The 24610-nt window shown below is 70.2% G+C and carries 29 protein-coding genes; 17 read left to right on the top strand and 12 right to left on the bottom strand.

The features are described 5' to 3' along the window. Positions 1 to 201: 201 nt before the first annotated feature. Complete coding sequence (locus tag PZB75_RS18645) at positions 202 to 597, top strand: peptidase inhibitor family I36 protein (RefSeq protein WP_275536444.1); 396 nt, start codon at positions 202 to 204, stop codon at positions 595 to 597. Positions 598 to 823: 226 nt separating this feature from the next. Further along, positions 824 to 1849, top strand: coding sequence for a hypothetical protein (locus tag PZB75_RS18640; protein WP_275536443.1), 1026 nt, complete (start codon positions 824 to 826; stop codon positions 1847 to 1849). A gap of 157 nt (positions 1850 to 2006) precedes the next feature. Here PZB75_RS18640 and PZB75_RS18635 read toward each other — a convergent pair whose 3' ends face one another. Together PZB75_RS18635 and PZB75_RS18630 are read right to left on the bottom strand one after the other, a co-directional pair. Continuing rightward, on the bottom strand, positions 2007 to 2663 hold the full coding sequence (locus tag PZB75_RS18635; RefSeq protein ID WP_275536442.1) for a maleylpyruvate isomerase family mycothiol-dependent enzyme: 657 nt from the start codon (positions 2661 to 2663) through the stop codon (positions 2007 to 2009). Positions 2664 to 2868: 205 nt separating this feature from the next. Next, complete coding sequence (locus PZB75_RS18630) at positions 2869 to 3612, bottom strand: class I SAM-dependent methyltransferase (RefSeq protein ID WP_275536441.1); 744 nt, start codon at positions 3610 to 3612, stop codon at positions 2869 to 2871. Positions 3613 to 3760: 148 nt separating this feature from the next. On the opposite strand from PZB75_RS18630, the gene PZB75_RS18625 reads away from it, so the two are divergent. Both PZB75_RS18625 and PZB75_RS18620 read left to right on the top strand, forming a co-directional pair. After that, complete coding sequence (locus PZB75_RS18625) at positions 3761 to 4552, top strand: hypothetical protein (RefSeq protein ID WP_275536440.1); 792 nt, start codon at positions 3761 to 3763, stop codon at positions 4550 to 4552. A gap of 273 nt (positions 4553 to 4825) precedes the next feature. After that, positions 4826 to 6184: a Cmx/CmrA family chloramphenicol efflux MFS transporter gene (locus PZB75_RS18620; protein ID WP_275538757.1), complete on the top strand. Its 1359-nt coding sequence runs from the start codon at positions 4826 to 4828 to the stop codon at positions 6182 to 6184. Here PZB75_RS18620 and PZB75_RS18615 read toward each other — a convergent pair. Then, positions 6135 to 6407: a DUF4031 domain-containing protein gene (locus tag PZB75_RS18615; protein ID WP_275536439.1), complete on the bottom strand. Its 273-nt coding sequence runs from the start codon at positions 6405 to 6407 to the stop codon at positions 6135 to 6137. The two genes, PZB75_RS18620 and PZB75_RS18615, sit on opposite strands and share 50 nt — an antisense overlap. Continuing rightward, the gene (locus tag PZB75_RS18610; RefSeq protein ID WP_275536438.1) at positions 6404 to 6781 is read right to left on the bottom strand and encodes a hypothetical protein; all 378 of its coding nucleotides are present in this window, start codon (positions 6779 to 6781) and stop codon (positions 6404 to 6406) included. Before PZB75_RS18610 ends, PZB75_RS18615 begins: the two co-directional genes overlap by 4 nt. A 175-nt stretch (positions 6782 to 6956) precedes the next feature. On the opposite strand from PZB75_RS18610, the gene PZB75_RS18605 reads away from it, so the two are divergent. The 3 genes from PZB75_RS18605 (at position 6957) to PZB75_RS18595 (ending at position 10801) form a co-directional block, all read left to right on the top strand. Then, a complete protein-coding gene (locus PZB75_RS18605) occupies positions 6957 to 7886 on the top strand; it encodes a MurR/RpiR family transcriptional regulator (RefSeq protein ID WP_275536437.1) in 930 nt (309 codons plus the stop codon). A gap of 298 nt (positions 7887 to 8184) precedes the next feature. Beyond that, positions 8185 to 9177 (top strand): N-acetylmuramic acid 6-phosphate etherase, encoded by a 993-nt coding sequence (gene murQ, locus PZB75_RS18600; protein WP_275536436.1) that lies wholly within the window; start codon positions 8185 to 8187, stop codon positions 9175 to 9177. Positions 9178 to 9226: 49 nt separating this feature from the next. Continuing rightward, a complete protein-coding gene (locus PZB75_RS18595) occupies positions 9227 to 10801 on the top strand; it encodes a PTS transporter subunit EIIC (RefSeq protein ID WP_275536435.1) in 1575 nt (524 codons plus the stop codon). A 148-nt stretch (positions 10802 to 10949) separates the two neighbouring features. Here the strand turns inward: PZB75_RS18595 and PZB75_RS18590 are convergent, their stop codons facing one another. From PZB75_RS18590 to PZB75_RS18580, 3 genes are read right to left on the bottom strand one after another with little or no spacing between them, the layout of a single operon-like run. Then, positions 10950 to 11342, bottom strand: a complete 393-nt coding sequence (locus tag PZB75_RS18590) for an amidase (protein ID WP_275536434.1) — start codon at positions 11340 to 11342, stop codon at positions 10950 to 10952. Next, a complete protein-coding gene (locus tag PZB75_RS18585; protein WP_275536433.1) occupies positions 11339 to 11563 on the bottom strand; it encodes a hypothetical protein in 225 nt (74 codons plus the stop codon). Before PZB75_RS18585 ends, PZB75_RS18590 begins: the two co-directional genes overlap by 4 nt. Then, the gene (locus PZB75_RS18580) at positions 11553 to 11795 is read right to left on the bottom strand and encodes a hypothetical protein (RefSeq protein ID WP_275536432.1); all 243 of its coding nucleotides are present in this window, start codon (positions 11793 to 11795) and stop codon (positions 11553 to 11555) included. Before PZB75_RS18580 ends, PZB75_RS18585 begins: the two co-directional genes overlap by 11 nt. Before the next feature lie 113 nt (positions 11796 to 11908). On the opposite strand from PZB75_RS18580, the gene PZB75_RS18575 reads away from it, so the two are divergent. Both PZB75_RS18575 and PZB75_RS18570 read left to right on the top strand, forming a co-directional pair. Next, the gene (locus tag PZB75_RS18575) at positions 11909 to 12751 is read left to right on the top strand and encodes a helix-turn-helix transcriptional regulator (RefSeq protein WP_275536431.1); all 843 of its coding nucleotides are present in this window, start codon (positions 11909 to 11911) and stop codon (positions 12749 to 12751) included. Then, a complete protein-coding gene (locus PZB75_RS18570; protein ID WP_275536430.1) occupies positions 12732 to 12998 on the top strand; it encodes a DUF397 domain-containing protein in 267 nt (88 codons plus the stop codon). The genes PZB75_RS18575 and PZB75_RS18570 overlap by 20 nt, the downstream gene beginning before the upstream one ends. A gap of 95 nt (positions 12999 to 13093) precedes the next feature. Here the strand turns inward: PZB75_RS18570 and PZB75_RS18565 are convergent, their stop codons facing one another. Continuing rightward, entirely contained in the window at positions 13094 to 13843 is a 750-nt protein-coding gene (locus PZB75_RS18565; RefSeq protein ID WP_275536429.1) for a dienelactone hydrolase family protein, read from the bottom strand. A gap of 210 nt (positions 13844 to 14053) precedes the next feature. Here PZB75_RS18565 and PZB75_RS18560 point away from each other — a divergent pair, with 210 nt between their 5' ends. Further along, positions 14054 to 14320, top strand: a complete 267-nt coding sequence (locus PZB75_RS18560) for a DUF397 domain-containing protein (RefSeq protein ID WP_275536428.1) — start codon at positions 14054 to 14056, stop codon at positions 14318 to 14320. Positions 14321 to 14612: 292 nt separating this feature from the next. Next, positions 14613 to 15458, top strand: a complete 846-nt coding sequence (locus tag PZB75_RS18555) for an LLM class flavin-dependent oxidoreductase (protein WP_275536427.1) — start codon at positions 14613 to 14615, stop codon at positions 15456 to 15458. Between the two features lie 244 nt (positions 15459 to 15702). Here PZB75_RS18555 and PZB75_RS18550 read toward each other — a convergent pair whose 3' ends face one another. Next, positions 15703 to 15873 (bottom strand): hydrophobic protein, encoded by a 171-nt coding sequence (locus PZB75_RS18550; protein ID WP_275536426.1) that lies wholly within the window; start codon positions 15871 to 15873, stop codon positions 15703 to 15705. Between the two features lie 343 nt (positions 15874 to 16216). Between PZB75_RS18550 and PZB75_RS18545 the strand changes: the two genes are divergently transcribed. After that, on the top strand, positions 16217 to 17203 hold the full coding sequence (locus PZB75_RS18545; protein WP_275536425.1) for a Ku protein: 987 nt from the start codon (positions 16217 to 16219) through the stop codon (positions 17201 to 17203). Between the two features lie 18 nt (positions 17204 to 17221). Next, on the top strand, positions 17222 to 18187 hold the full coding sequence (ligD, locus tag PZB75_RS18540; RefSeq protein ID WP_275536424.1) for a non-homologous end-joining DNA ligase: 966 nt from the start codon (positions 17222 to 17224) through the stop codon (positions 18185 to 18187). 100 nt (positions 18188 to 18287) lie between these two features. Here the strand turns inward: ligD and PZB75_RS18535 are convergent, their stop codons facing one another. Both PZB75_RS18535 and PZB75_RS18530 read right to left on the bottom strand, forming a co-directional pair. Continuing rightward, positions 18288 to 19448 (bottom strand): STM4014 family protein, encoded by a 1161-nt coding sequence (locus PZB75_RS18535; RefSeq protein WP_275538756.1) that lies wholly within the window; start codon positions 19446 to 19448, stop codon positions 18288 to 18290. A gap of 54 nt (positions 19449 to 19502) precedes the next feature. Then, complete coding sequence (locus tag PZB75_RS18530; RefSeq protein ID WP_275536423.1) at positions 19503 to 19943, bottom strand: hypothetical protein; 441 nt, start codon at positions 19941 to 19943, stop codon at positions 19503 to 19505. A gap of 208 nt (positions 19944 to 20151) precedes the next feature. On the opposite strand from PZB75_RS18530, the gene PZB75_RS18525 reads away from it, so the two are divergent. The 4 genes from PZB75_RS18525 (at position 20152) to PZB75_RS18510 (ending at position 22322) form a co-directional block, all read left to right on the top strand. After that, positions 20152 to 20667, top strand: a complete 516-nt coding sequence (locus PZB75_RS18525) for a hypothetical protein (RefSeq protein ID WP_275536422.1) — start codon at positions 20152 to 20154, stop codon at positions 20665 to 20667. A 514-nt stretch (positions 20668 to 21181) separates the two neighbouring features. Next, the gene (locus PZB75_RS18520; protein ID WP_275536421.1) at positions 21182 to 21493 is read left to right on the top strand and encodes a hypothetical protein; all 312 of its coding nucleotides are present in this window, start codon (positions 21182 to 21184) and stop codon (positions 21491 to 21493) included. Then, positions 21490 to 21717, top strand: coding sequence for a hypothetical protein (locus tag PZB75_RS18515; protein WP_275536420.1), 228 nt, complete (start codon positions 21490 to 21492; stop codon positions 21715 to 21717). Before PZB75_RS18520 ends, PZB75_RS18515 begins: the two co-directional genes overlap by 4 nt. A gap of 200 nt (positions 21718 to 21917) precedes the next feature. Continuing rightward, positions 21918 to 22322, top strand: coding sequence for a hypothetical protein (locus PZB75_RS18510; protein WP_275536419.1), 405 nt, complete (start codon positions 21918 to 21920; stop codon positions 22320 to 22322). A 191-nt stretch (positions 22323 to 22513) separates the two neighbouring features. Here PZB75_RS18510 and PZB75_RS18505 read toward each other — a convergent pair whose 3' ends face one another. Further along, positions 22514 to 24121, bottom strand: coding sequence for a S8 family peptidase (locus PZB75_RS18505; RefSeq protein WP_275536418.1), 1608 nt, complete (start codon positions 24119 to 24121; stop codon positions 22514 to 22516). Positions 24122 to 24610: the final 489 nt, after the last annotated feature.

The following is a 24610-nucleotide window of genomic DNA, read 5'->3' as shown; positions in this document are numbered from 1 at the left end:
ACCAACCCCCATCGACAGCCACGAAAACATCCGGAAACCATCCCGTCGGCGTTCGCACGGATTTCCTCCACCCGTCAACCCCGCCTATCTCGACAGAGTGTCCGAAAGATCATCTGTTCAATTCAATTCATCACGATTAACCTCGCCATTGACCTTCACGATGATCACGTGTGACGGAACGACAACGCGAAAGGCTCAACCATGAACTGGAAGCGCAAGGTCGCCACCGGAGTAGCCGCACTGGCCATGGCGGTGGGCGGAATGGCCGCGACCGCGACCTCGGCCTCGGCCGTCGGCGGCTGTCCGGCCGGAAAGCTGTGCCTCTACGAGGACACCAACTTCGTCGACCTCGACGTCACATCCACGAGCACGCAGGCGTGCATATACCTGTCGCACCTCGGCGAGACCGGCTTCTACAACGGAATCGGCTCGTACGTCAACAACCTGCCGGTCAACGCGGTCGTCTACCACTGGAGCGGAAGCTCCTACATCCTGGACGGGACGATCAGCCCCGGGGGTTCCAGCAGCAATACGAACAACTCCTACACCTACTTCGGCGACCGTGGCGCCGTCTGCATGGGCGGCGTAATGCCGTAAGCGCGAATTACAACCGTGGGCGGTGCATTCGCTTCGAATGCACCGCCCACCGTTGCGTGTCCCGATCGGTCTTTACGGTTGATCCGACCATGTGTTCACTGACTGCGTGCGCTCTACCGGTCCGAGGCCGGTCGTCGGGTTTCCCCCGAAACCGAATGTTCCAGCCGCTCGCGCTCGTGACGGGCACCTCCGTCCACCGGTTCCGGACCACAAGGAGACGACACCTGTGAGACCCCTACGAATCGCGTCGGTTCTCGCGCTGCTGACAGCGACGCTCTCCACGACGGCGACAGCGACGGCGGCGACGTCCCCGCCCGCATCGCCCCAGGCACAGACGACAGCGGCGGCCCCCGCCGCGTCCGCCGATTTCGACCTTCAAGTCACCCGCAAGGCAGCCGAGTACAAGGACATCCCTGGTACCGAGCTGACATTCGCTGCGACAGCCGGCGAGCGTTCCTACCTCTGGTCGCGGAACCTCTCGGTCACCAACGTCACCCCGCTGAGCAGTGGCGACAACATCGGCAACACCTTCGCCGTCCGCTGCCGGTACGCCGACGGCAGCGCGCTCCCCGCCGGTACCGAGGCGGGCTCGTACTGGGCCGCTAATCTCGTGCCGCCCGGTGAGACCTCCCTGGTGCCCAGCGTGCGCTGGGTGTTCGAGGCCCCGACCGCCGGTCAGTACCGGTGCCGACTGTCCATCGTCAGCTATTCCAGCATCATCGTGAACGGGCGCACCGTCACCATGCGCGTGCCCGCGGGCGCCGAACTGGCACGCGCGCAGTACGCCACGAACGCGCGTTGGACGCTTCCCGAGGCCAACTCCACCGTGGTCCCGACCGGTGTCACGGCCACGACGCTCGGCTACACGGTCACGCCCACGGGTCCTGACCGGATCGCCGTCCTACAGGACGCCGCTCTCACCGCCTGTGTGCCCGGCTCGACGATCTGCGGCGGAGGTACGAGCACCAGCACATCGGTCGAGACATGGATCGAGGCCCAGCCGCAGACAGCCGACGGAGTGGCCTGCGGGACGCCGGTCAAGGGTCCCGTGGCGCAGTGGGTCATCTCGAACGCGAAGCACCACCTCTCCGCCGCGAACACCCTGTACCTCACCAAGTCCCAACTGCGGGGCTGCGACCGGTTCCGGGCGAGCCTGAAGGTCAGGAACATCGCGGGCAATCCCGTCAAGGTCCACGGAGGCCACGCCGACGGGGAGATCGCCGCCACTCACGGCCTCGCGTTCACCTACTGATCGCGCCGGGCGACTCAAATCGGCGGGCTCGGCGTACAAGCGGCCGTGGCGGCCGATCGAAGGCCCGTCCGAGACGTCGGCCGTGTCCGGCCGACGTCTCGGACGGGACGACCCGTGCCACGGGTCGTCCCGTCCCGCACCCCAAATCCGCCACGCCCTACGCGAAGACGATCAGCTCGTTCTCCCGTACGCCCTCCAGTTCGTACCGCGTACCGACCAGCGGCCGACCCGCGTACAGCCTGATCAGCGTGGCCCCGTCCCCGGCGTACCGCGCGGCCGGTCGGCCTTCCCGCTCGACGCCGAAGGTCAACTCGCCTTTCTGGCCGTCCAGTCGTGCGATCAGCAGTGGCGTCTCGCGGCGCTCGGCGGCGTCCGTGAGCAGACCGAGGGCGTACCCGAGGCCGGGACCGGCGTACGCCCCTTCCACCCCGAACGCCTCGCGTACGTCCCCGGCGTGCACCCACTCCCCCAGCGCCAGCCGGTCCAGCACCCCGCCCGCGGCGGCGATCATCGGACCGGCCTCGGTCATCCCGCGCTCCAGCTCGTCCACCACCCGGCCGATCGGCCAGTCGGCGCGCTCGGCTATGTCACGGTCGTTGGACTCGGGCGTGAACACCCCCTGTTCCAGCCGGTTCTCCGCCAGCCGGTTCAGCGCGGCACCGCAGTGCGCGAGGACGTGGCGCACGGTCCACCCGGGGCAGGCGGTGCGCAGGGCGAACGCGCTCTCGGGGGCGTCCCGGAGCAGCGGGATCAGCGCGTCGCGCTCGGTACGGAGCAGTACGCCGGGCAGTTCGGGATCACGGGTATCAGTCATGGCCACAGCCAACCGCAATCGTGAGCGCGTCGCACGCACGTCTCGCCGAAGGGAATGCCGGCGGAACAGAGGGCACTTCCTGGAACACCCCGAACAACGAACTCGGTCAACGCGCCCGCGCACCCTCCACCGCCATGGGGCCACGCGATCCACCGTCAGCCGCCGTCAGCCGCCTTCGGTCGCCGTCAGCCGCCGTCGGTCGCCTTCAGTCATCGGCGGGCTTCTCCCACACCGAGACGTGTCGCTCGCTCTCACTCGTGAAGGGCTCCCCCGCCCATCCTGCCCACCGGTCGCGCAGCCGCATCCCCGCGAGTTGGGCCATCAGGTCGAGCTCCGCCGGCCAGACGTACCGGAACGGAATCGACCGGTACGAGCCACGGCCGTCGACAACCTCGACGTAGTTCGAACTCATCGCCTGGGTGGCGACGTCGTAGGCGTCGAACGCCCACCGCGTCGGGCTCACGTGGAACGGCACGATCTCCTGACCGGCGGGGAGCTTGCGCAGTTCGGGGACCATGACCTCGATGACGAAGCGGCCTCCGGGTTCCAGGTGGGCCGCGACGTTGCGGAAGCAGGCCACCTGCTCGGCCTGCGTCGTCAGGTTCATGATCGTGTTGAAGACCAGGTATGCGACGGAGAACGTCCCGTCCACCCTCACCGTCGCGAAGTCGCCGATCGTCACGTCGATCGCGTCGCCGCCCGGCTTGGCGCGCAGCCGGTCGACCATCGCCCTCGACAGCTCGATGCCGTGGACCGGAACTCCTCGGCCGGCCAGCGGCAACGCGACGCGTCCCGTACCGATGCCCAGTTCAAGGGCGCGACCTCCGTCGGCCAGTTCCGCCAGAACGCTCACCGCCGGGTCCACGACAGTGGGCTCGAACATCTCCGCCGACGACTCGTCGTACGTCGCCGCGACACTCACTCCGAAGTAGCCGTCCTCATCACTCATCGCACGACCGTACTGCGGACCCTCCGGGCGAAGCGCGCGAGTTTTTCCGGACACCGGACCGTTAAGGGCTGTCCGCTAATTCCTGGTGGGCGTGCGACGCCGCACGCTGATCCACCACGGATCGCGGGACAGCCCTTAGCCTCGACCCATGAGTGGTGGTAGTCGTACGAGTGACAGCGCTGATCAGCCGGCCCCGGTCCTGACCCCGGCCCACGACGACCTGCGCGGGCGCTGGCGGGACGCGCTCCTCGCCGCCCGGGGCGGCGAGCGGGGACCCGACGGTGACGGACCCGGAGGTGCCGGAGGTGGGGGACCCGGCGGTGAGGGATCTGGCGGTGAGGCGCCCTACGCCGAGGGTCCCGACCCGCTGCCGTACGCCGACAACCTCCTGGCGCGCTGGGCCGAACCGCAGCGGCGCTACCACACCACCGACCATCTGCGGACGGTCCTCGACCGGGTCGACGCCCTCGCCGGGCACGCGGCCGATCCGGATCTGGTGCGGCTCGCCGCCTGGTTCCACGACGCCGTCTACCGGCCCGACCGGTCCGAGAACGAGGAGCGCTCCGCCGCACTCGCCGAACGCGCGCTCCCCGAGGCGGGCCTCTCCCCCCGGGCCACCGCGGAGGTCGCCCGCCTCGTCCGGCTCACCGTCACCCACGACCCGGCGGGCGGCGACACCAACGGCGAGGTGCTGTGCGACGCGGACCTCGCGATCCTGGCGTCGGGTCCGAAGGAGTACGGGCTGTACGCGGCCCAGGTCCGCGAGGAGTACGGCTTCGTGCCCGACGACGCCTTCCGCGACGGCCGCGCCGCCGTGCTGCGCGGACTCCTCGGGCTGCCCCGGCTGTTCCGCACCCCGTTCGGCGTGGCCGAGTGGGAGTCACGGGCCCGCCGCAACCTCACCACCGAACTGGACCTCCTCACGACAGCACCCGGCTGATCCCTGCGGGGCACAAACCGAATCCGGAACACTTCAGGACAGTTCCAGACAGTTCACCCCAGAACATAACGTCCCATGTCAGGCCAGAACGTCTTACGTCAGGGCAGACAGGCCATGTCAAGGACAGGACAGTCCATGCCGGCCCGGCCCAGCTCGGGCCAGGGCAGGGCAGGGCGGGGCAGACCCGGCCGAAAAGTCCCCGGGCCGGGAATGTAACGGGCAAGATCACTGTTGGCACCTGTCATGCCCGACTCCACCGCTCGCCGGTCCCGTATGCCTCTGGCCGTGTACATCCTCGGTCTCTCCGTCTTCGCTCTCGGTACCAGCGAGTTCATGCTCTCGGGGTTGCTGCCCCCCATCGCCGACGACATGAACGTGTCGATCCCCCGGGCCGGACTGCTGATATCCGCCTTCGCGATCGGCATGGTGATCGGCGCCCCGCTGCTGGCCGTGACGACTCTCCGGCTGCCTCGCCGCACCACGCTGATCGCGCTCATCTCCGTCTTCGGTCTCGGCCAGGTGGGCGGTGCGCTCGCACCGTCGTACGAAGTGCTGTTCGTCTCCCGGGTGGTCAGCGCCTTCGCGTGCGCGGGCTTCTGGGCCGTGGGCGCCGCGGTCGCCATCGCGATGGTCCCGGTGAACTCGCGGGCCAGGGCGATGGCCGTGATGATCGGCGGTCTGTCGATCGCGAACGTGCTGGGTGTCCCGCTGGGCGCGTTCCTCGGTGAGCACTTCGGCTGGCGGTCGGCGTTCTGGGCGGTGGGCGCGGCGTCCGCCGTGGCGCTGGTCGGGGTGGCGACGCTGATCCCCCGTATCCCGCTGCCCGAGCGCAAGCCGCGGTTGAGGCGCGAGATGGCGATCTACGGCGACCGCCAGGTATGGCTGTCGATCGCGATCACGGCGCTCGCGGCGGGCGGTGTCTTCTGCGCGTTCAGCTACCTCGCGCCGATGCTGACGGATGTCGCCGGGCTGGACTCGGGCTGGGTGCCGACGGTGCTCGGACTGTTCGGGATCGGCGCGCTGATCGGTACGGTGGTCGGCGGCCGGGTCGCCGACGCGCATCTCTTCGGGGTGCTGCTGACCGGGATCACGGCGTCGACGGTCTTCCTGGTGTCGATCGCGCTGTTCGCGTCGAACCAGGCCGCCGTGATCGTGCTCGCGTTCCTGCTGGGCCTCTCGTCGTTCTTCACGGCCCCCGCGCTGAACGCCCGGCTGTTCAACGTCGCGGGCGCGGCCCCGACCCTGGCGGGCGCGACGGGAACCGCCGCGTTCAACCTCGGCAACACCAGCGGGCCGTGGTTCGGCGGCGCGGTGATCGACGCGGACTTCGGTTTCGCCGCGACCGCGTGGGCGGGTGCGGCGATGACGGTGCTCGCGCTGGTGGCCGTGGTGTTCTCCCTGCGGTTGCAGCGGTCGGACGCAAGGCCCTCGCTACGGGTGGCGGGCGCACCTGCGGCCTCCTCCGCGTCGGCCGCGCGCACCGGCCGTGGCGCGTTGACGGGTACGGCTACGACGGGTACGGGGGCCGGCACAGGTACGGGTACGAGGGCCGGCACGGGCCCGGAGGCCGGTGTGTGCGCGGTCAGCCCGGCGCCGGGCGGTGCTTCGGACGACGCAGACCCGCGTCCGTGATCCGGCGGACCAGCTCCTTGGAACCGATCTGCCGCGCCCCGGCCCGTATCGCGTCGGAGTAGTGCGACTCCGGTACGTCGTAGTGGTCGCGCTCGAAGGCGCGCGGCGGGCAGCCGATCGTGGCCGCGAAGAGGTGAAGTTCCTCGAACGACACGTCGCTGACCAGGTGCGACCACATCCGTCCGTGTCCCGGCCAGTTCGGCGGGTCGATGTAGACCGTCAACGGCGCAGCACTCCCGCCAGCTGACCGACCGGTGCCACGGCGACCGCCGACTTGGCGCAGACCCAGTGCGGGTCCGGGCCCAGCTCGGGTTCGACCTCAAGGGCGTGCGGGCCGCCGGGGTCCACCTCGCCGCACACCGGGCACAGCGGCCAGCGCCCGTACCGCTCCAGCAGCGCGTCCTGCACGTCCTGGGCGACCAGGCCCACCACGAACGCGCCGCCCTCGGGCCACTGCTCCACCCACCAGCGGCGATGCGTCACCGCGTCCTCGACCAGCGAGACGATCTCGGCGTCCGTGACGTCTCCCGCCGCGAGGTCGGCCATGACGAGCGCGCGGGCCAGGTGCAGTGCCTGCTCCAAGGGGTTCAGCTCCATACCCCCATTCTCCCCCCACCTCCCGGCCCTTCCACCGGACATACGCCCAATGCTGCCCGGCGCGATCCCCGGCGGTACCGTCCCGGACCTCGCTGTCGCGGGCCGCGCGGCACCCGGGCGTCCCGATCCCGGACGGGGGGTTGACGCTTCCCGTCTCCGAAAATATCTTTCAAGAGTGACCAATGACGTGAAGGAAATTTTCAGTCGCGATTCGCCCCCCGCCCCCGCGGCCCTGGCGGCGAAGGTCCGGACGCTCGCACCGTCCATGACCCGTTCCATGCAGCGGGTCGCCGAGGCCGTCGCCGGGGACCCGGCGGGCTGCGCCGCCCTCACCGTCACCGGTCTCGCCGAACTCACCAGCACCAGCGAGGCCACCGTCGTCCGCACGGCCCGTCTCCTCGGCTACCCCGGATACCGGGACCTCCGCCTGGCCCTCGCCGGACTCGCCGCCCACCAGCAGTCCGGCCGGGCCCCCGCCGTCACCGCCGACATAGCGGTGGACGACCCCATCGCGGACGTCGTCACGAAGTTGGCGTACGACGAGCAGCAGACCCTCGCCGACACCGCCGCCGGCCTCGACACCGGGCAGCTCGGCGCGGCCGTCGCCGCCGCGTCCACCGCCCGCCGGATCGACATCTACGGGGTCGGCGCGTCCTCCCTCGTCGGCCAGGACCTGGCGCAGAAGCTCCTCCGCATCGGTCTGATCGCCCACGCCCACACAGATCCGCACCTCGCCGTCACCAACGCCGTGCAGCTCCGCTCCGGTGACGTGGCCATCGCGATCACACACTCGGGCTCCACCGTGGACGTCATCGAACCGCTCCGGGTCGCGTTCGACCACGGCGCGACGACCGTCGCGATCACGGGCCGGCCCGACGGGCCGGTGTCGCAGTACGCCGATCACGTCCTGACCACCTCCACCGCCCGCGAGAGCGAGCTGCGCCCGGCGGCGATGTCGAGCCGCACGAGCCAGCTCCTGGTCGTGGACTGCCTGTTCATAGGCGTCGCACAGCGTACGTACGAGACGGCCGCGCCCGCCCTGTCCGCCTCCTACGAGGCACTGGCCCACCGTCACAACCCACGCCACACCGGCAACCACCGCTGAGCCCGTGCGCGCGGACCCCCACGCCGCACGCACCCCGGCCACACCTCGCCGCACCGCACTCTCACCACGCCCCATCCACCCCCACTGACACCACCCTCACCGCACCACGAGCACCACGAGCACCACGAGCACCACGAGCACCAGCACCGAGCCCCGTCCTCACCACCGGCACCACCCGAAACGCAGCACCGCCCCGCACCACCCGCACCACCCGCACCACCCGCACAAACAACAGTCACCGCACCACCACCCTCACCAGCACCACCGCACTTGTGACGCAGAAAGCAGAGCACCTCTCATGACCTCGACCACCGACCCCGACACCGGAACGAGCACCCCGGCGCACCACCGTCCCGCCGAGTACGGCGAGCTGCGTGCCCAGCTCGCCACCCTCACCACCGAGGCGTTCCGTCCCGAGCTGGCGGAGATAGACCGGCTCCCCACGGGGGAGATCGCCCGGATCATGAACGACGAGGACCGCACCGTCCCCGCCGCCGTCGCCGACCGCCTCCCGCAGATCACCGCCGCGATCGACGCCACCGCCGAGCGGATGGCCCGGGGCGGACGGCTGATCTACGCGGGCGCGGGCACCGCGGGCCGGCTCGGCGTCCTGGACGCCAGCGAGTGCCCGCCCACCTTCAACACCGATCCGTCCGAGGTCATCGGTCTGATCGCGGGTGGACCCTCCGCCATGCTCAAGGCCGTCGAGGGCGCCGAGGACAGCAAGGAACTCGCGGGCACCGACCTCGACGGACTCGGCCTCACCGCCGACGACACGGTGATCGGCATCTCGGCCTCCGGCCGTACGCCGTACGCCGTCGGGGCCGTCGAGCACGCCCGCGCCAGGGGCGCGCTGACCATCGGCCTGTCCTGCAACGCCGATTCGGCGCTGGGTGCCGCGTCCGAGTACCCGGTCGAGGTCGTCGTCGGTCCCGAACTGCTCACCGGCTCGACCCGGCTCAAGGCCGGTACGGCCCAGAAGCTCGTCCTCAACATGATCTCGACGATCACGATGATCCGGCTCGGCAAGACGTACGGAAACCTCATGGTCGACGTCCGCGCCTCCAACGAGAAGCTGCGCGCCCGCTCCCGGCGCATCGTCTCCCTGGCCACCGGCGCCTCGGACGAGGAGATCGAGACCGCGCTGTCCGCCACCGACGGCGAGGTGAAGCACGCCATTCTCGCCATCCTCGGAAAGGTCGACGGTCCGACCGCCGCCGAACTCCTCGACAAGGCGTCCGGCCATCTGCGCGCCGCGCTCGCCGCCGCGACCGGCCCCGTCACCACCTGACCCGCCTGCCCCACCCACGCACTCCCCGCACAGCAAGGCACCACGCACCATGGCCACTGAAGACAAGAACCGCGCGACAGCCGCCGCGATCCTGCCGCTCGTCGGCGGCGCGTCGAACGTCACCTCCGTCGTCCACTGCATGACCCGGCTCCGGCTCGGCCTGCGCGACCGTTCACTCGTGCAGGACGAGGCGCTGAAGGCGCTGCCCGCCGTCATGGGTGTGGTCGAGGACGACACGTACCAGATCGTGCTCGGTCCGGGCACGGTCGCCCGCGTCACCCCGGAGTTCGAGCGACTGGTGGCGGAGGGCCGGGAGACCGCCCCCGGGCCGTCGTCCGACACCCCCTCCTCCACCGACGCACCCGCCGGAGCACCGGCCAACACCGCCCCCGCCACGGCCGAGGAACTGGCGGCTCAGGGCGCCGCGATCCGGGCGGCCCGGAAGGCGAAGAACGCGACCCCGTTCAAGCTCTTCCTGCGGCGGATCGCGAACATCTTCGTGCCCCTGATCCCGGCTCTGATCGGCTGCGGCATCATCGCCGGGATCAACGGCCTGCTGGTCAACCTCGGCTGGCTGACGTCCGTCACCCCGGCGCTGTCGGCCATGGCGTCCGGGTTCATGGCGCTGATCGCGGTGTTCGTCGGCTTCAACACGGCCAAGGAGTTCGGTGGCACCCCGATCCTGGGCGGCGCGGTCGCCGCGATCATCGTGTTCCCGGGCGTCGCGAACATCGACGCGTTCGGCCAGAAGCTCTCCCCCGGCCAGGGCGGTGTCCTCGGCGCGCTGGGCGCGGCGGTCCTCGCGGTGTACGTGGAGAAGTGGTGCCGCCGCTGGGTCCCGGAGGCGCTGGACGTCCTGGTCACCCCGACGCTCACGGTCCTGATCTCCGGCCTGGTCACGATCTTCGGCCTGATGTACGTGGCGGGCGAGGTCGCCTCCGCCATCGGTACCGGCGCCGACTGGCTGCTGTCCAACGGCGGCGCGGGCGCGGGTCTCGTCCTCGGCGGTCTGTTCCTGCCGCTGGTCATGCTGGGCCTGCACCAGGCGCTGATCCCGATCCACACCACGCTGATCGAACAGCAGGGGTACACGGTCCTGCTCCCGATCCTGGCGATGGCGGGCGCGGGTCAGGTCGGCGCGGCCGTCGCGGTGTACTTCCGCCTCCCCCGTAACGAGTCGATCCGCAAGACCATCAGGTCCGCGCTCCCGGCCGGTGTGCTGGGCGTCGGCGAACCGCTGATCTACGGCGTCTCGCTGCCCCTGGGCCGCCCGTTCGTCACGGCGTGCGTGGGCGGGGCGTTCGGCGGCGCGTTCGTGGGGCTCTTCAACCAGCTCGGCAGCGCGGTCGGCTCCACGGCGATCGGCCCGTCCGGCTGGGCGCTGTTCCCGCTGATCGACGGGAACCACGGCCTGGGCACGACGATCGCGATCTACGCGGGCGGGCTGCTGGTCGGCTATCTGACCGGCTTCCTCGCCACGTACTTCTTCGGCTTCGGCAAGAGCCTGCTGGCGGAGTTCAACGTGTCGCAGGAACAGCCGCCGACGGCGGCGGACACGCCCCCGTCCTCCCCGCCCCCGGGCACCGGCGCCGGCTCCCCCGCGAAGGAACCGGCCGGCGTCTGACACACACCATCCGACACGGCCAAGGGCTTGCCGAGGATTAACCTGTGGGTTTTGGGGCTTAAACCTGCAGGTCAACGCACTGCTTAACTGCAGGTTGTTCTCCGGCGGACGCCTAAGGCGGAGCGGCGCCCCCACAGGGGCGCCGCTCTCATGTCTCCCCGGCGGCGGTACGCAGGAACCGCACCAGGTCGTCCACGCTGTACCCGAGCTTCGGGCCGCGTTCGGCGGCCATCAGCAGGAGCTGCCCGACGATCTCGGCGCCCCATCCGTCCGTACCGCCTCCGGACCACTCCCACAGCTTCTCGATGCCGAGGTCGTTCATCAGCATCCCGTGCTCGGCCCTGATCTCGGCGCACACCTCCGCGACCGCGTCGAGCAGGGTCGTCCCGGACCGCTCGCAGCTGAGTCCGAACCAGGACCCCGCGTCGTCCACCGCGCACCCCCGCGGCGGGGCCGTCCGAAGTCCGTCGTACCGGGGATCGTCCAGCTCCGGATACTCCTCGACCGGGCAGTGGATCAGGCTGAACCGTTGCACGGTCACGGCAGTCGCCCCTCACGGTTGAGCTCCCTGACCCGGGCCCGCAGCACCAGCCCCGGCGAGGCCACCCGTACGGCTTCCGGTGGACAGTCCCACTCCGCGCCCCCACCCGGTGGACGCAACTGCACGCAGGGCCCGACCCTGCCCATCACCCGGCCCACCCGTCCGTCGCGGCTGTCCACGACGTACGAACCGATGGCCGGAGGCACTGTCTCAGCCGCCATGACCCACTCCCTTCGCCTCAAGCACGGCACTCAGCCGCAGCGCCGTTTCGAGATTGCAGCGGCCGAGGTCGACCAGCGGAGCCGGTTCGTTCCCCGCGCATGACACCGGGTCGATCCGCAGCGAGGGCAACGTCACGCCCACCCCCGCGAGTCCGTCCCGCAGCCGCGCGACCGCTTCCTCAGCCGCGTGCACTCTGCCGACTGCTACCTGTCGTCGTTCCATGGTGGTCATCCTTCACACCTTCCACTCTGAGTAATCGCAAGCTCTACCCAGAGTGGCTAACGCGCAGCTAGCCTGGAAGAGGCGCAGTTCCAACAACCGCACGTGTGTCACAGGGAGTTGTCATGCCGGGGCCCAAGAAACTCGACCCGTCCTCCTCTCCGCGCGCCCTCCTCGGCGCCGAACTCCGTCACAGAAGGGAAAAAGCCGGTCTCTCCCAGGAAGAACTCGGTCATCCGCTGTTCGTCAGCGGCTCGTTCATCGGACAACTGGAGGCAGGTACACGACGCATGCAGTTGGACCAGGCGCAGAAGCTGGACGAGGTGCTGGGCTCGGACGGCTTCTTCGTACGGAACTGCGACGCGCTGAAGAAGTCGAAGTACCCGGACCACTTCGCGGAGGCGGCGGAGGCGGAAGCGATCGCGGAGACGATCAAGGAGTACTCGCCGCTGCTGATCCCGGGGCTGATGCAGACGGAGGCATACGCGCGGGCGGTGTTCCAGCGCGGTCTGCCGACCGCGCCCGAGAGCCAGATCGATGCGTTGGTAGTGGCACGGTTGGAGCGGGCGGACCTGCTGGCTGACCCAACACGTCCCATGTTGTGGGCGGTGCTGGACGAGGCCGTGATCCGTAGAAAGACGGGCGGTCCGGCGGTGATGGCGGAGGCGCTGCGTCATCTGGCGAAACTCATTCGGCAGCGCCGCATCATCGTGCAAGTGTTGCCCTTCAGCGCAGGCGGACATGCGGCTATGGAGGGCTCCCTGAAAATGATGACCTTTTCTGATGCGCCCCCGCTCGCGTATCTGGATGGCCTCGGTTCCGGTCAGTTGCTGGACGATCCGGCAGCGGTCAAGGCATACGAACTGACCTACGATCTGTTGGTGGCGGACGCCTTGTCACCGGAAGCGTCGCTGGCCCTGATCGAGTCGGTGGCGGAGGATTATGCCCATGAAGAGCAGCAGTTCTGACTACGACCTGTCCACGGCGACGTGGCACAAGTCCTCGTACAGCGGCGCCAGCGGCGGCAATTGCCTCGAAGTCGCGACGTGGCACAAGTCCTCGTACAGCGGCGCCAGCGGCGGCGACTGCCTGGAGGTGGCCGACGGCCTCGCCGACGTCGTCCCCGTCCGCGACTCCAAGGCCACCGGCGGCCCCGCGCTCGTGTTCCGGGCCACCGCCTGGAAGACGTTCGTCGCCGGCCTGAAGACCGCCTGAGCCCCGACAGCGCACGTACGGAGGCCGATCCGGAATCCCCCGGACCGGCCTCCGCCACTGTGTCCGTCAGCCTCGTTCTTTGCCGCGCCTGAACCTCAACTGTCCGACAGGGTCCGGTCGAGGAGCGGAATCAGGCGGTCCCAGTGGCGCTGGAGCGCGGCAGGGTTGAAGGCTTCGGTGTCGGCCATGGTGAAGCCGTGGACCGTATCGGGGTAGATCTCGGTGGTGTGGACGACGCCTGCGGCGTCGAGGGCCTGGTTGAGTTCGCTGATGGCCTCGGGCGTCAGGTCGTTCTCGGCGAGGCCGAGGTGGACCTCGGCGGTGAGTTCGGAGATGAGGCGGTGCGGGCTGTCGGGCGCGTCGGTCATCAGGAAGCCGGGGTGGAATCCGGCGACGGCGGCCACCTGGTCGGGGTGGGCTGTCGCGGTGCGCATCGCCAAGGCGGCGCCCATGCAGTAGCCGATCGCGGCGACCGGTCCGGCGCTGACCTCGGGCCGGCTGGTGAGGAACGTGAGATAGGCATCGGCGTCGCGCAGGGCGCGTTCGGCGGTGTGCTCCTCGATCAAGGGCACCAGCTGGGCGAAGACCTTGGGCCGGAACTCTTCGCCGATGTGGTCGGGAAGTTCGATCACCGGGGCCGGTCCGTGCCGGTAGTAGACGTTGGGGACGAGCACGTAGTACCCGTGCCCGGCCAGCTCGCGGGCCATATCCTCCAGCACGGGCCGGACACCGAAGGCATCCGTGTACAGCAGCACCCCTGGGTGCCGCCCGCCACGGTCGGGGAAGGCGGCGAAGGCGTCGGCCTGTCCGTCCGGGGTGGGAATCTGCAATGTCTTGTCGGGCATGGTGGTTCTTCCTTCCTTGGGCTGATGCCGGTGCACAGCCGCTGTCAGGGTTTCGGCCAACCGGAGTTCGAACCGGCGATTGCGTGTGATCACCGGGCTCGTCGCCGAGAACCGTAACGGTGACGATCAGCTCAGCCGATGCCGGACTGCCGACCATGACCTTGACCTGTTCCCTGGCCTCGATCGAGTCGGTGGCGGAGGATTATCTCCATGGAGACCAGCAGTTCAGACCACAACCTGTCCACGGCGACCTGGCACAAGTCCTCGTACAGCGGCGGCAGCGGCGGTAACTGTCTCGAAGTCGCGACCTGGCACAAGTCCTCGTACAGCGGCGGCAGCGGCGGCGACTGCCTGGAGGTGGCCGACGGCCTCACCGACATCGTCCCCGTCCGCGACTCCAAGGCCACCGACGGCCCGACGCTCGTGTTCCGGGCCACCGCCTGGACGACGTTCGTCGCCGGCCTGAAGACCGCCTGAGCCCCGACAGCGCACGTACGGAGGCCGATCCGGAATCCCCCGGACCGGCCCCGCCGCCGTTCGCAGCCACTCCGAACACGGGCGCATCCGTACACGGGCGCATCCGTGGTGGCGGCCGCGATCCGGCGATCCCGAAACGACTTGTCCCGTCAAACCGGGTCCTCCTAAAGTGAGAGCACTTCGATCAGACGTTCCCCAGGAGCACGCCGCAGAGCGGGAGCGTCCCACCTCGCCGAGGTGATGAAGGGGCGGCAGCAGTCCTTGTCGACCCTTCCCTTCGGAGGTTTTCTTCATGAATGTCGGAATCGGCCTGCCCATCGGCGACCCCGCCGCCTTGCTGACCTGGGCGCGGCGCGCCGACGCCGGGCCGTTCAGTACGCTCGGCCTGCTCGACCGGCTCGTCTACGACAACCCGGAACCCCTGGTCGCACTCGCCGTCCTCGCGGGTGCCACTTCCCGTATCCGTGTCCAGACCGAGGTGCTGCTCGCGCCCCTGCGTGACACCGCCCTCCTCGCCAAGCAGGCCGCCACTCTGGACCGGATGACGGATGGCCGTCTGGTCCTCGGACTGGGCATCGGCGGCCGGGACGACGACCACCAGGTCACGGGCGTCGACAAGCACACCCGGGGCCGACGCCTGGACGAGCAGATGGCGATGATGCGCCGGCTGTGGTCCGGTGAACCGTACGGCGACGGCGTCGGCCCGATCGGCCCGGCGCCCGCCCGGCCCGGTGGCCCCGAAGTGCTCTTCGGCGGCTTCAGGCCCGCCGCGATCGAACGCGTCGCGCGCTGGGGCGACGGATTCCTCGCCGCCGCCGCACCCTCCTGGGCGGGCGACTTGTTCGAGACCGCCCGGAGGTTCTGGAAGGAGTACGACCGCGACGGCGAACCGCGCATCGTCGCGCAGATCAACGTCGCGCTCGGCACCGACGACCAGGTCCACGACGCGCGGGCCAACATGCACGCGTACTACACGTTCACCGGCACGGCCGACCGGATGGTGGACGGAATGCTCACCACACCGGCCGGGATTCGTGAGGCGATCGCCGCCTTCGCCGATCTCGGCGCCGACGAGGTCATGCTCTACTGCTACGGCCTCGGTCCCGACCAGGTGGACCGCCTCGCCGATCTCCTGTGAGGGCGCATTCATGTGACCGCCGCGGTGTGTGAGGACAGGTGTGTCAGGGCGGTCCGCCGATTTGGAGGTGCGCGGTCCCCTGCGCGGAACGGCGGACCACCCTGGCACACAGACCTCCTGCCCCGCTTCTGTGCCTTTCCTGTGACACGGCACATGTCTTCACTCAAAACGCACGAACGCGGTGTGGCCCCGGACCTGGGTCCGGGGCCACACCGCGTGGGGGAAAGGTACTGTCTGCCGCTCCTTACCAGCGGTACCAGCGACCTCGGCTGCCGCCGGCCCCGGTGGAACGCGCGACGAAACCGAGCAGCCAGACGACCAACACGATCACGGCGACGATCCACAGGGCCTTCAGCGCGAAACCGGCACCGAAAAGGATCAGAGCGAGCAGAAGTACGAGAAGCAGGGGAACCATAGTTATCAACCTCCAGAGCAACGTGTGCCCTGGCAGCGCCCCTTCATGCGTTCGAATTTTATGTCGCCTTTATCCCTGGTGTGCGCAGCCGATCGGAACTGCCCGGGGAGGCTCCAGGGTGCTTCACGCAGTGCGGGAATCCTGTAGGCCGTGAGATCTCAGGATGCGGTGGGGCGGAAGGGGCGTGAGGATCGGAGTACGGGAAGACGTCCCGCCGCGCCCACCGTCCTCGCAGGACCGGTTCTCCTTCCCGGACGGCGGGTACGGCTCGCCGCTTCCCCGCCACGACGTCCCCGCCCGATTTCCCCGCCCGTCGGACCGCCAGGGGGGCCTGGAGGTAGGCATGCCGAGGCCCCTGTGGACCGGCGCCATCAGCTTTGGCCTGGTCACGATCCCGATCAAGGTCGTCAGCGCGACCCAGGACCGTTCCGTCCACTTCCACCGGGTGCACCTGAAGGACGGTGGCCGGGTGAGGACCCGGAAGGTCTGCGAGCTGGACGGCCAGGAGCTGACGCAGGAGGAGATCGGCAAGGGGTACGAGGTCAGCCGCGACGAGATCGTCCCGGTGAGCGACGAAGAGCTGGACGAGATGCCGCTGCCGACGGCGAAGGCGATCGAGATCACCGCGTTCGTCGACGCCGACAGCATCGACCCGGTCAGGATCGGGGACTCGTACTACCTCGCGGTCGACGGCCAGGTCGCAGCGAAGCCGTACACCCTGCTGCGCCGGGCCCTGGAGCGCTCGGACAAGGTGGCCGTCGCGAAGTTCGCGTGGCACAACCGGGAGCGGCTGGGGCTGCTGCGGGTGCGGGAGGGAGCGATCGTGCTGCACTCGATGCGCTGGCCGGACGAGATCCGCAGCCCCGAATCGCTCACGCCCCGGGTGGTGGAGCTGGACGAGGACGAGATCGACCGGGCGGTCCAGCTCACCGACACCATGGCCCTGGACAGCATCTCCGGATTCCGCGACACGTACCGCGACGCCCTTGAGGATCTGCTCGCGGCGAAGTCGGAGGGCAAGGAGCCCCCGGAGCCGGCTGTGGACGAGGACCGGGACCAGGGGAAGGTGGTCGACCTGATGGCCGCCCTGAACGCCTCGGTCACGGCGGCGAAGAAGGGCCGCGGCGAGGACAAGGGCCGGGACGGGGACGCGACCGTGCACGAGATGCGGCCCCGTAAGCCCGCGGCGAAGAGGACCACCCAGGGCGGTGAGTCCACGAGCACGGCCCGGAAGACCGCCGGGAAGAAGGCAGCCGCCGGGAAGAAGGCGACCGCGTCGGAGGAGACCGCCGGTACCAAGCGTCCCGCGAAGAAGCGCAGCGCCTCCTGACCGGGGCGCGACCATCTCATGGCCACCCTCCCCCGTACCGAGCCCATGCTGGCGACACCCGGCGGGCTGCCCCCGGCCGCCTCGGACGACCTGTTCGCGTACGAGGTGAAACAGGACGGCCAACGGACCATGGCCTATCTGCCCGGCGACGGGACGCTGTCGCTGCGGTCCAGGTCCGGGGCCGACATCACCCCCGCCTATCCCGAACTCACAGGTCTGGCAACCGCCTTGGGCGCCCGTCCGGCCGTGCTGGACGGGGAGATCGTCGCGCTGGACGGGGAGGGCCGCAGCGACTTCGAACGGCTCCAGGCGCGGATGGGGCTGGCCGGTTCCCCGGACCGGGCCGCCCGCATGGCCCGGAGCGTCCCGGCGCACCTGATGCTGTTCGACATCGTGTTCCTCGACGACCGCGCCCTGACCGAACTCCCCTACACGGAACGCCGCGCCACCCTGGAATCCCTGGACCTGGACGAGGCCGCCTGGTCGACACCGGCAGCGGTCGTCGGGCACGGGGCCCAGGCGCTGGAGATGACCCGGACCGCCGGGCTGGAAGGCGTCCTCGCCAAGCGCCTCACCTCCCACTACCGGCCCGGAGTCCGCTCACGTGCGTGGATCAAGATCCGGCACGTCCGTACCGCGGACATCGTCGTCGGCGGCTGGCTGCCCGGCCACGGCCACCTCACGGGACTGCCCGGCGCCCTCCTCATGGGCCAACGCCACGCGGAGGACGGAGGACTGCGTTACGTCGGCAGTGTCGGCACCGGTTGGAGCACCACCGAACGCACCACGCTCGCCTCCCTCCTCCACACCGTCGCGAGCGACACCTGCCCGTTCACCGAGCGGCCGCCGGTCGCCGGGGCCCGGTGGGTGCGGCCCCGGCTGGTCGGCGAAGTCCGGTACGCGACCCTGACCCGCACCGGACGCCTGCGCCACCCCTCCTGGCACCGCCTGCGCCCCGACCTCACCCCTGAAGACATCGACTGACGTTCCGTCCGCCAGGCGCGGCCCGCCGGGCTGTCCCCCGGGTTTCGCGGCACTCGGTTCACCGTCGCTCACGACCGTTCGCAGTCCCTCCCGTCCCTTTTCACAGCCCTTCGCGGTCGTTCATCGTCCTGGAGGGCGTACGGGTGGCCGTGCGGCCGCGAAGGGCGGCGACCTGTGCCCCGTAGGTGTCCCGGCCCTCGGCGCCGCTGCCCGGAAGGCCGGTGAGACCCGGCAGCAGATCGCCGAAGGCGTTGACCTCGCAGACGGTGAACCGCCGCCAGCCCGGGGCGGCCAGCAGGTCGACGCCCACGCAGTGGGTCCCGGGGAAGCGGTCTGCCGCCTCCTCGCAGACCGCGAGGGCCGTGGCCCAGCCGCCGCCGGACGCCTCGACCGCGGCGCGGACCGCGTCGAGATCCGCCCTCGTCCCCCCGAGATGGAGGTTGGTCATGGGAGAGGCGCTGGTGCGTACGACCGCGTGCGTGGCGCGGCCCGCGACGACCACCACCCGTAGATCGGCCGAGCGGCCGTTCCACCTCACCTTGGGTACCCACTGTTCGATGTGCAGCCCGTCGGGTGCGAGGGTGTCGATGATCGCCGCCACCTCGCGCTCACTCGTGTAGCGGCGCACCCGCAGGGAGTTGTACAGGCGGCCCGCTCCGTCGAGTTCCACGGACGTGGTGGCACGCACACGTCCGGGGCCCGCCGTCTCGACGGCCAGGACCCCGGAGGCCGACGAGCCGTGGGCGATCTTGACGAACGCCCTGCGGAGTCCGGCCCCGGTCATCAGAGCGCGGACATCGGCCCAGCCGGACACGTCCGGCGCGTCGGGGCCCGAGGTCGGCGAGGCGGGCACCGCGATGCCCGCCCGTTCCAGTACGCCGTGGCAGAGCCGCTTGTCGAAGAGCACGGCGAGGTCGTCAGAGGAGTCGAGCAGATCCGCCCCGGCGGTGTTCGCGGCCCGCCCCAGCGTCTGGGCGGCGGCGGTGAACCGCACGTACCAGCGGGCGCTGCCCTCGACCCTCGTGGGGTCGTCGGTGCCGTGCAGCAGTCGGTACACCTCGGGGTCCTCGCCGGGCGAGTCGATCCGTACCGTCTCCCCGGCCTCGAACCCGACCCGGCCGCCCAGCACTTCGCGCCAGGCCACCTCACGGGCCGGTGGCAGTCCGGCAGCCCGTACGGCGTCCTGGAACAGGGTCACGCGGCGGTTGTGGGGGTTGCCGACCACGACCAGACGCGGCTCCCGGCCGGGGGCGGCGGCCAGGCATGGGTCCTGGTCCGAAGCCTGGCCCGGGGCGTGCAGAGGCGCGCGCACCGGCTACTCCGCCACAGCTGTGCAGCGGTGCTCCGTGTCGTCCCACATCTCGGGGTCCTGGACCTCGGAGACGTCCACCTCGACCCCGGCCGCGCCGAGCGCGGTGTGAAGCGGTGCCCGCATCGCCTCGCCGTCACCGATGAACAGGGCACGCGGCGCGGGCAGCCGGTCCTTCGCCGCCACGATGGCGTCCACCTCCTCGTAGGGGCCACAGCCGAAGGCGTCGGCCCAGCGGCCGACGGCCAGCGACCGGACCCGGGTGGTGTCCACGCTCCGGCAGAAGTCGTCGAACTTCTCCCTCCGGTGCTTCTCCGCCGCACGCCGGCCGTACGAGATGTGCCGGGCCACCGAGAGCGGGTCCGGAAGTTCCGTGGCCGGATCGTCCGGAGGGAAGCCGAACACGGGCAGACCGTCGAGCTCCGGCAAGTGGGTCTCGGTGGTCATGGCGAACACTCCAGAAGCATCGGTGGAAGAAGTGGCGGGCCGATGAGTGCAGTTGTACCAACCGTCGCTGACAACGCCGTCCGACGGGGTCGGCCTTCGCCGCACAGCCCGGCTTCTTGGCCGAGGAACGACAGGACGGCCCCGCGTCTCCGCGCCTACGATGGTCGCGATCCCCGCCCGCGTCCGTATCCCCCGGTCAGGAGGCCCCGTGGCGACACCACCTCGGCCGGACTATCCGCCCAGGACCCCGCCCCCGCCGAAGAAGCCGGTGGAACCGCCCCGGCCGTCCCCCGGAAAACGCCTTGTACCGGGACCGCGCCAACCGGTCAGCATCCGTAACCGCCGTTGCCGCAACTGGCAGTTGGAGTCCCAGCCGTGGACGGCCGGGGCAGCGGGCACCCGGATCGTCGGCGCGCTGCGGCAGTGGGGTTACGGCTTCGCGGAGGACACCGTCATCGCCGCGGTGACGCTTCTCGTCAACTCGGCGGTACGGGACGGCGGTACGCGCATCAGCGTGCATCTGGCGGACGAACGCAACCACGCGGCGGTCCTGGTGCTCAGCCACGGCCCGACCCCGGCCCCCGTCCCCGCTCCCCTTTCCGCCTCCGCCGACGAATCGCTCCTGAGGGACATCGCCGCACTCGGCTTCCGGGAATGCGGCATCGACACGGGCGCCGACGGGCGACGCCTGTGGGCCCTGGTCGAACTGTCCGGTCGCGCATAGACCGTACGGGTGAGCGACACCGGTACGGGAGTGCGGCGTCGGCGGCTCGCTCGGTTTCGGTGAGCGATCGATGCCGGCGTCACCTTCCGTTCGGGTGCGGCACCCGGCGGCGCGAGCCCCGCCTTTCACGCTCGGTCGGCAGGCACTTACGTGCCGGGACGAGGCTTGGTCCTCAGCCTGTGCGGCGAGGGTGTCGTGGAGCCGGGTCCGGATCAGCGTCCGCGCGTCGCGGACGCCAGGCGGCCGGGTCGCCGAAACGGCTGCCTCGCACGTACCGCGTTTTACGCATGGAACAGCTGGGCACACGAGAGAAAATCATCCGCCTCGCAAGCCATCGCTGAAACGGCATCCCCCACGTCACGGCCTTGCGCGTTTCCGCTCTTCTCAGCTCTGTTCCGCTCCCCCCTGTCACACGTAGGCGCGGGTCGGCGTACGCCGGACCATGAGGAAACCAGAGGTAGTCGTGGGCAACGAGATCATTCCTTTCAACGGAGGCAGAAACACTCTGACCGCCATGCTCCCCGCCGGAGTGGCACACGGCCCGATGGTCGCGGCGATCGCCAAGGTCGCCGAGACCGCCCTGAAGTCGGTCGGTGCGGTGCGGTACGCCGCCGTCAGCATCCTGTCCCAGAACCGCCTCGAAATCCGGTTGCTCGACGAGACGCGTCGTGTGGTCCTCCAGGACGTGGTTCCGGTCCTAGCCATGAACCAGGCGCACAACATCGGCCGCAACGCTCTCCGTAACGCCGGTCTGGACAGTGACCTGCTGAACGACGCGTTGGCCGACCTGGAGTTGAAGCGTCAGAGAAGGCGCGACCGCCTGTGAGTTCCCTGCAACGCCGGGCGTACGGGGCCGAGGTGGAGTGGTCGCTCCAGGCAGAGATCGTCTACCGCGCCGAGTGCGCCCGCGTCGTGCTGGTGGACGTACTGCCCGTACTGGTCGAGTACCGACTGCTGCAGTACAGGCGCGATCTCCTCGCGCGGTTGAACGCGCTCTTCTCCGCACTGGAAGAAAGGACAGACGCATGGCTCGACCGCCATGGCTTCTGAAGATCGGCCGCCGCAAGCCCTCCGACGAAGCAGAGCGGGAAGGCCCCGGAAACGGCGATACCGGGGCCGAGCGGCCGAATCCCGGATCTGCCGCAACTCCTCCGATGCCGGTGTCGGTGTCAGGGCCGGTGCCGGTGTCAGGCCCGGGGCCGGGGCCGGGGCCGGGGCCGGTGTCAGGGCCGAGGTCGGGGTCGGCGCCGATGCCGGTGCACGCGCCGCCCGGTGAACGGGAGTTGGAGAAGTCCCCCGCCCCGCTGGAGCGGCAGGGTCTCTCGGCCACCGCCGCCACCGCCCATTCCCCGTCGGCTGCGTGCGGCGCCGTCGATTCGGTACCGGCGGGAGGTCCCGCTCCGTCCGACGGCCCCGGGGCCTACTCTCCCCGGTCGCCCGAGGCGGACGAGATCTACCTCGCGTCACTCGCCTCACTGACCGGACTGGACGCCGACCTGGCCCGTGACGCCGCCGCCGACCTGGGGACCGCCTACCGCAAACGGTACGGACCGCTCGCGCGGCCCGGGTCGGCGAGTGGCGAGGCCGGCCAACTCCGGTCGCAGTCCCGCCTACAGGGCAGGCCCCGGCGCGAGGAGCCCGGCGAGAAGCAGTGACGGGCGTCGGCGCGTCGGCATGACGGCACGTCAGCTTCGCCGTTCCGCCGTTCCGCCGTTCCGCCACGACGAATGGGCTGGTGCCGTCCCCGGCGAAACTTGCCGGGGACGGCACCAGCCCCTGCGGGAGGCAGCATTCATGCCACACCGCGCCGTGTGCGTGCGCGGGTGGGTCAGTCAGGTGGTACGGATCAGAACTGGAGCGACCAGGCGTTGATGTAGCCCGTGTCGTAGGTCCAGTTGTCGGTGGCGCGGAGCTTCCAGGTGCCGTTGGCCGCCTTGCTGGAGGCGTTGACCGTGTACGTGCCCTGGACGTTGGGTGCGCTGTCGTTGGCGCTGAAGTTCTTCAGCAGGTAGGCGGTGCCGTCCGGGGCGACCAGTTCGACCTTCAGGTCACCGCGGTAGGTGTGGCGGATGTCCACGGTGACGGACAGGCTGGAGGGGGCGTTGCCCGTGACTCCGGTCACCGAGATGGGCGACTCGACGGTGGCCCTGTCGCGGATCTGGTAGTCGTCGGTGTTCTCGAACTTCTTGCCGGTGGGCGGGTTGGTGGTGCCGGCGCCCGTGTAGAGCAGCTTGTTCGGGGAGCCGGCGCGGGGGTCGGTGACCTTGTTGGACGTGGCGTCCGCGACCAGCTGGTCGCGGACCTGGGCCGGGGTCCAGGTCGGGTGGTCGGCGAGCAGCAGGGCGGCCGCGCCGGCGACGTGCGGGGAGGCCATGGAGGTGCCGCTCATCGTCTGGGAGGCGGTGTCGCCGGAGTTGGACGTGGAGACGATGCTGTCGCCCGGGGCGAAGATGTCCAGGCAGGTCCCGTAGTTGGAGCCCTGGCCGTTGGACCAGTTGCTGGCGCGGGCGTCCCGGCTGTCGGTGGCTCCGACCGTGATGGCCGCCGGGGTGGAGGACGGGGAGTACGAGCACGAGTCGTCGTTGTCGTTGCCGGCCGCCACGACCCAGGTGATGCCGGAGGCTATGGAGGCCGTCACCGCGTCGTTCACCGACTGGATCTTGCCGCCGCCGACGCTCATGTTGGCCACGGCCGGCTTCACACCGTTCTTGGTGACCCAGTCGATGCCCGCGAGGACCGGCGCCCAGCTGGTGCCCGAGCTGCCCTGGCAGTTGAGCACCCGGACGCCGATCAGCTTGACGCCCTTGGCGATGCCGTACGAGCCGCCGCCGACGGTGCCGGCGACGTGGGTGCCGTGGCCGTGGCAGTCGGAGGCGTTGGAGTCGTTGTCGATGAAGTCGTAACCGCTGACCGCGCGGTTGCCGAAGTCACGGTGGGACATGCGGATGCCGGTGTCCACGATGTACGCGTTCACGTTGGAGGCGGTGGTGCTGTAGGTGTACTTCTTGTCCACCGGCAGGTCGCGCTGGTCGGCCCGGTCCAGACCCCAGGAGGGCGGGTTGGTCTGGGTCTCGACCGCGTACGCCACGCCGTCGGCCTCCACACGGGCCACCGACGGGTCGGCGGCCAGCTGCTTCGCCTGGCTCTCCGGCATCTTCACCGCGAAGCCGCGCAGGGCGGCGGTGTAGGTGTAGCGCAGGTTGCCCGAGTGCCGCTTGGCCAGCGACTTCGCGGACGCGGGCACGTCGGCGCGGGCGACCGAGTTCTTGAAGGTGACGATGTAGGAGCCTTCGACCGCGTCGGGACGGTCCGCGCCGACGATGCGGCCTTCGCCACCGCCGCCCGGTGGTACGGGGGCGGCCGTGGCCCCGGCGGTCGAGGCGGCCCCGATGAGCAGGGCGGCACTGGCGCCGACGGCGAGCAGGCGCCGTCTGACGCGAGCGTCGAACTCCATGGTTTCTCCCTTGAGAGCTGACCGGGCCCGACTCGGGACCCGGAGGGCGGCACCCATCGCCCTGGTCGGTTCCGGACACGCCCCGCAGTGGTGGGAGGCGCGTGTCCGGAGGGCGACCGCCGGTTCACCGGGCTGTCGGTCCCGTGTCGGGATCATGACAATGCCCGGCCGTGGCGGTCACGTGGGTGCCTTAGGGTCTCGGCGTCCACGGGCGATGGGGTGGGGGTGGTGTGTCGCACGGAGTGGGGCTCCGTGCGGCACGGGTCCGACCACGCCGGACGGCTGCGTGGGAAGCAGCCGTCCCCGTACATCCGGTCCTGCCGGCCAGGGACCGCGGTGTACGGGAGTGGCGTTGCCGGATCGCCCAGAGCTTCGGTCACGGGAGCGGAACCCAGCAATCCGTAGCACTACCCAAAGAGTGGGGAGCGGGGGTCCGGGACCCCGTCGGGCGGTGGCGCCGACAGCCGTACCGTCCCGACGGGCCGGCCG

Origin of the sequence: Streptomyces sp. AM 4-1-1, from assembly GCF_029167625.1 — a bacterium.
Classification (GTDB): domain Bacteria; phylum Actinomycetota; class Actinomycetes; order Streptomycetales; family Streptomycetaceae; genus Streptomyces.
This window is presented reverse-complemented; position numbering and strand designations above follow the sequence as displayed.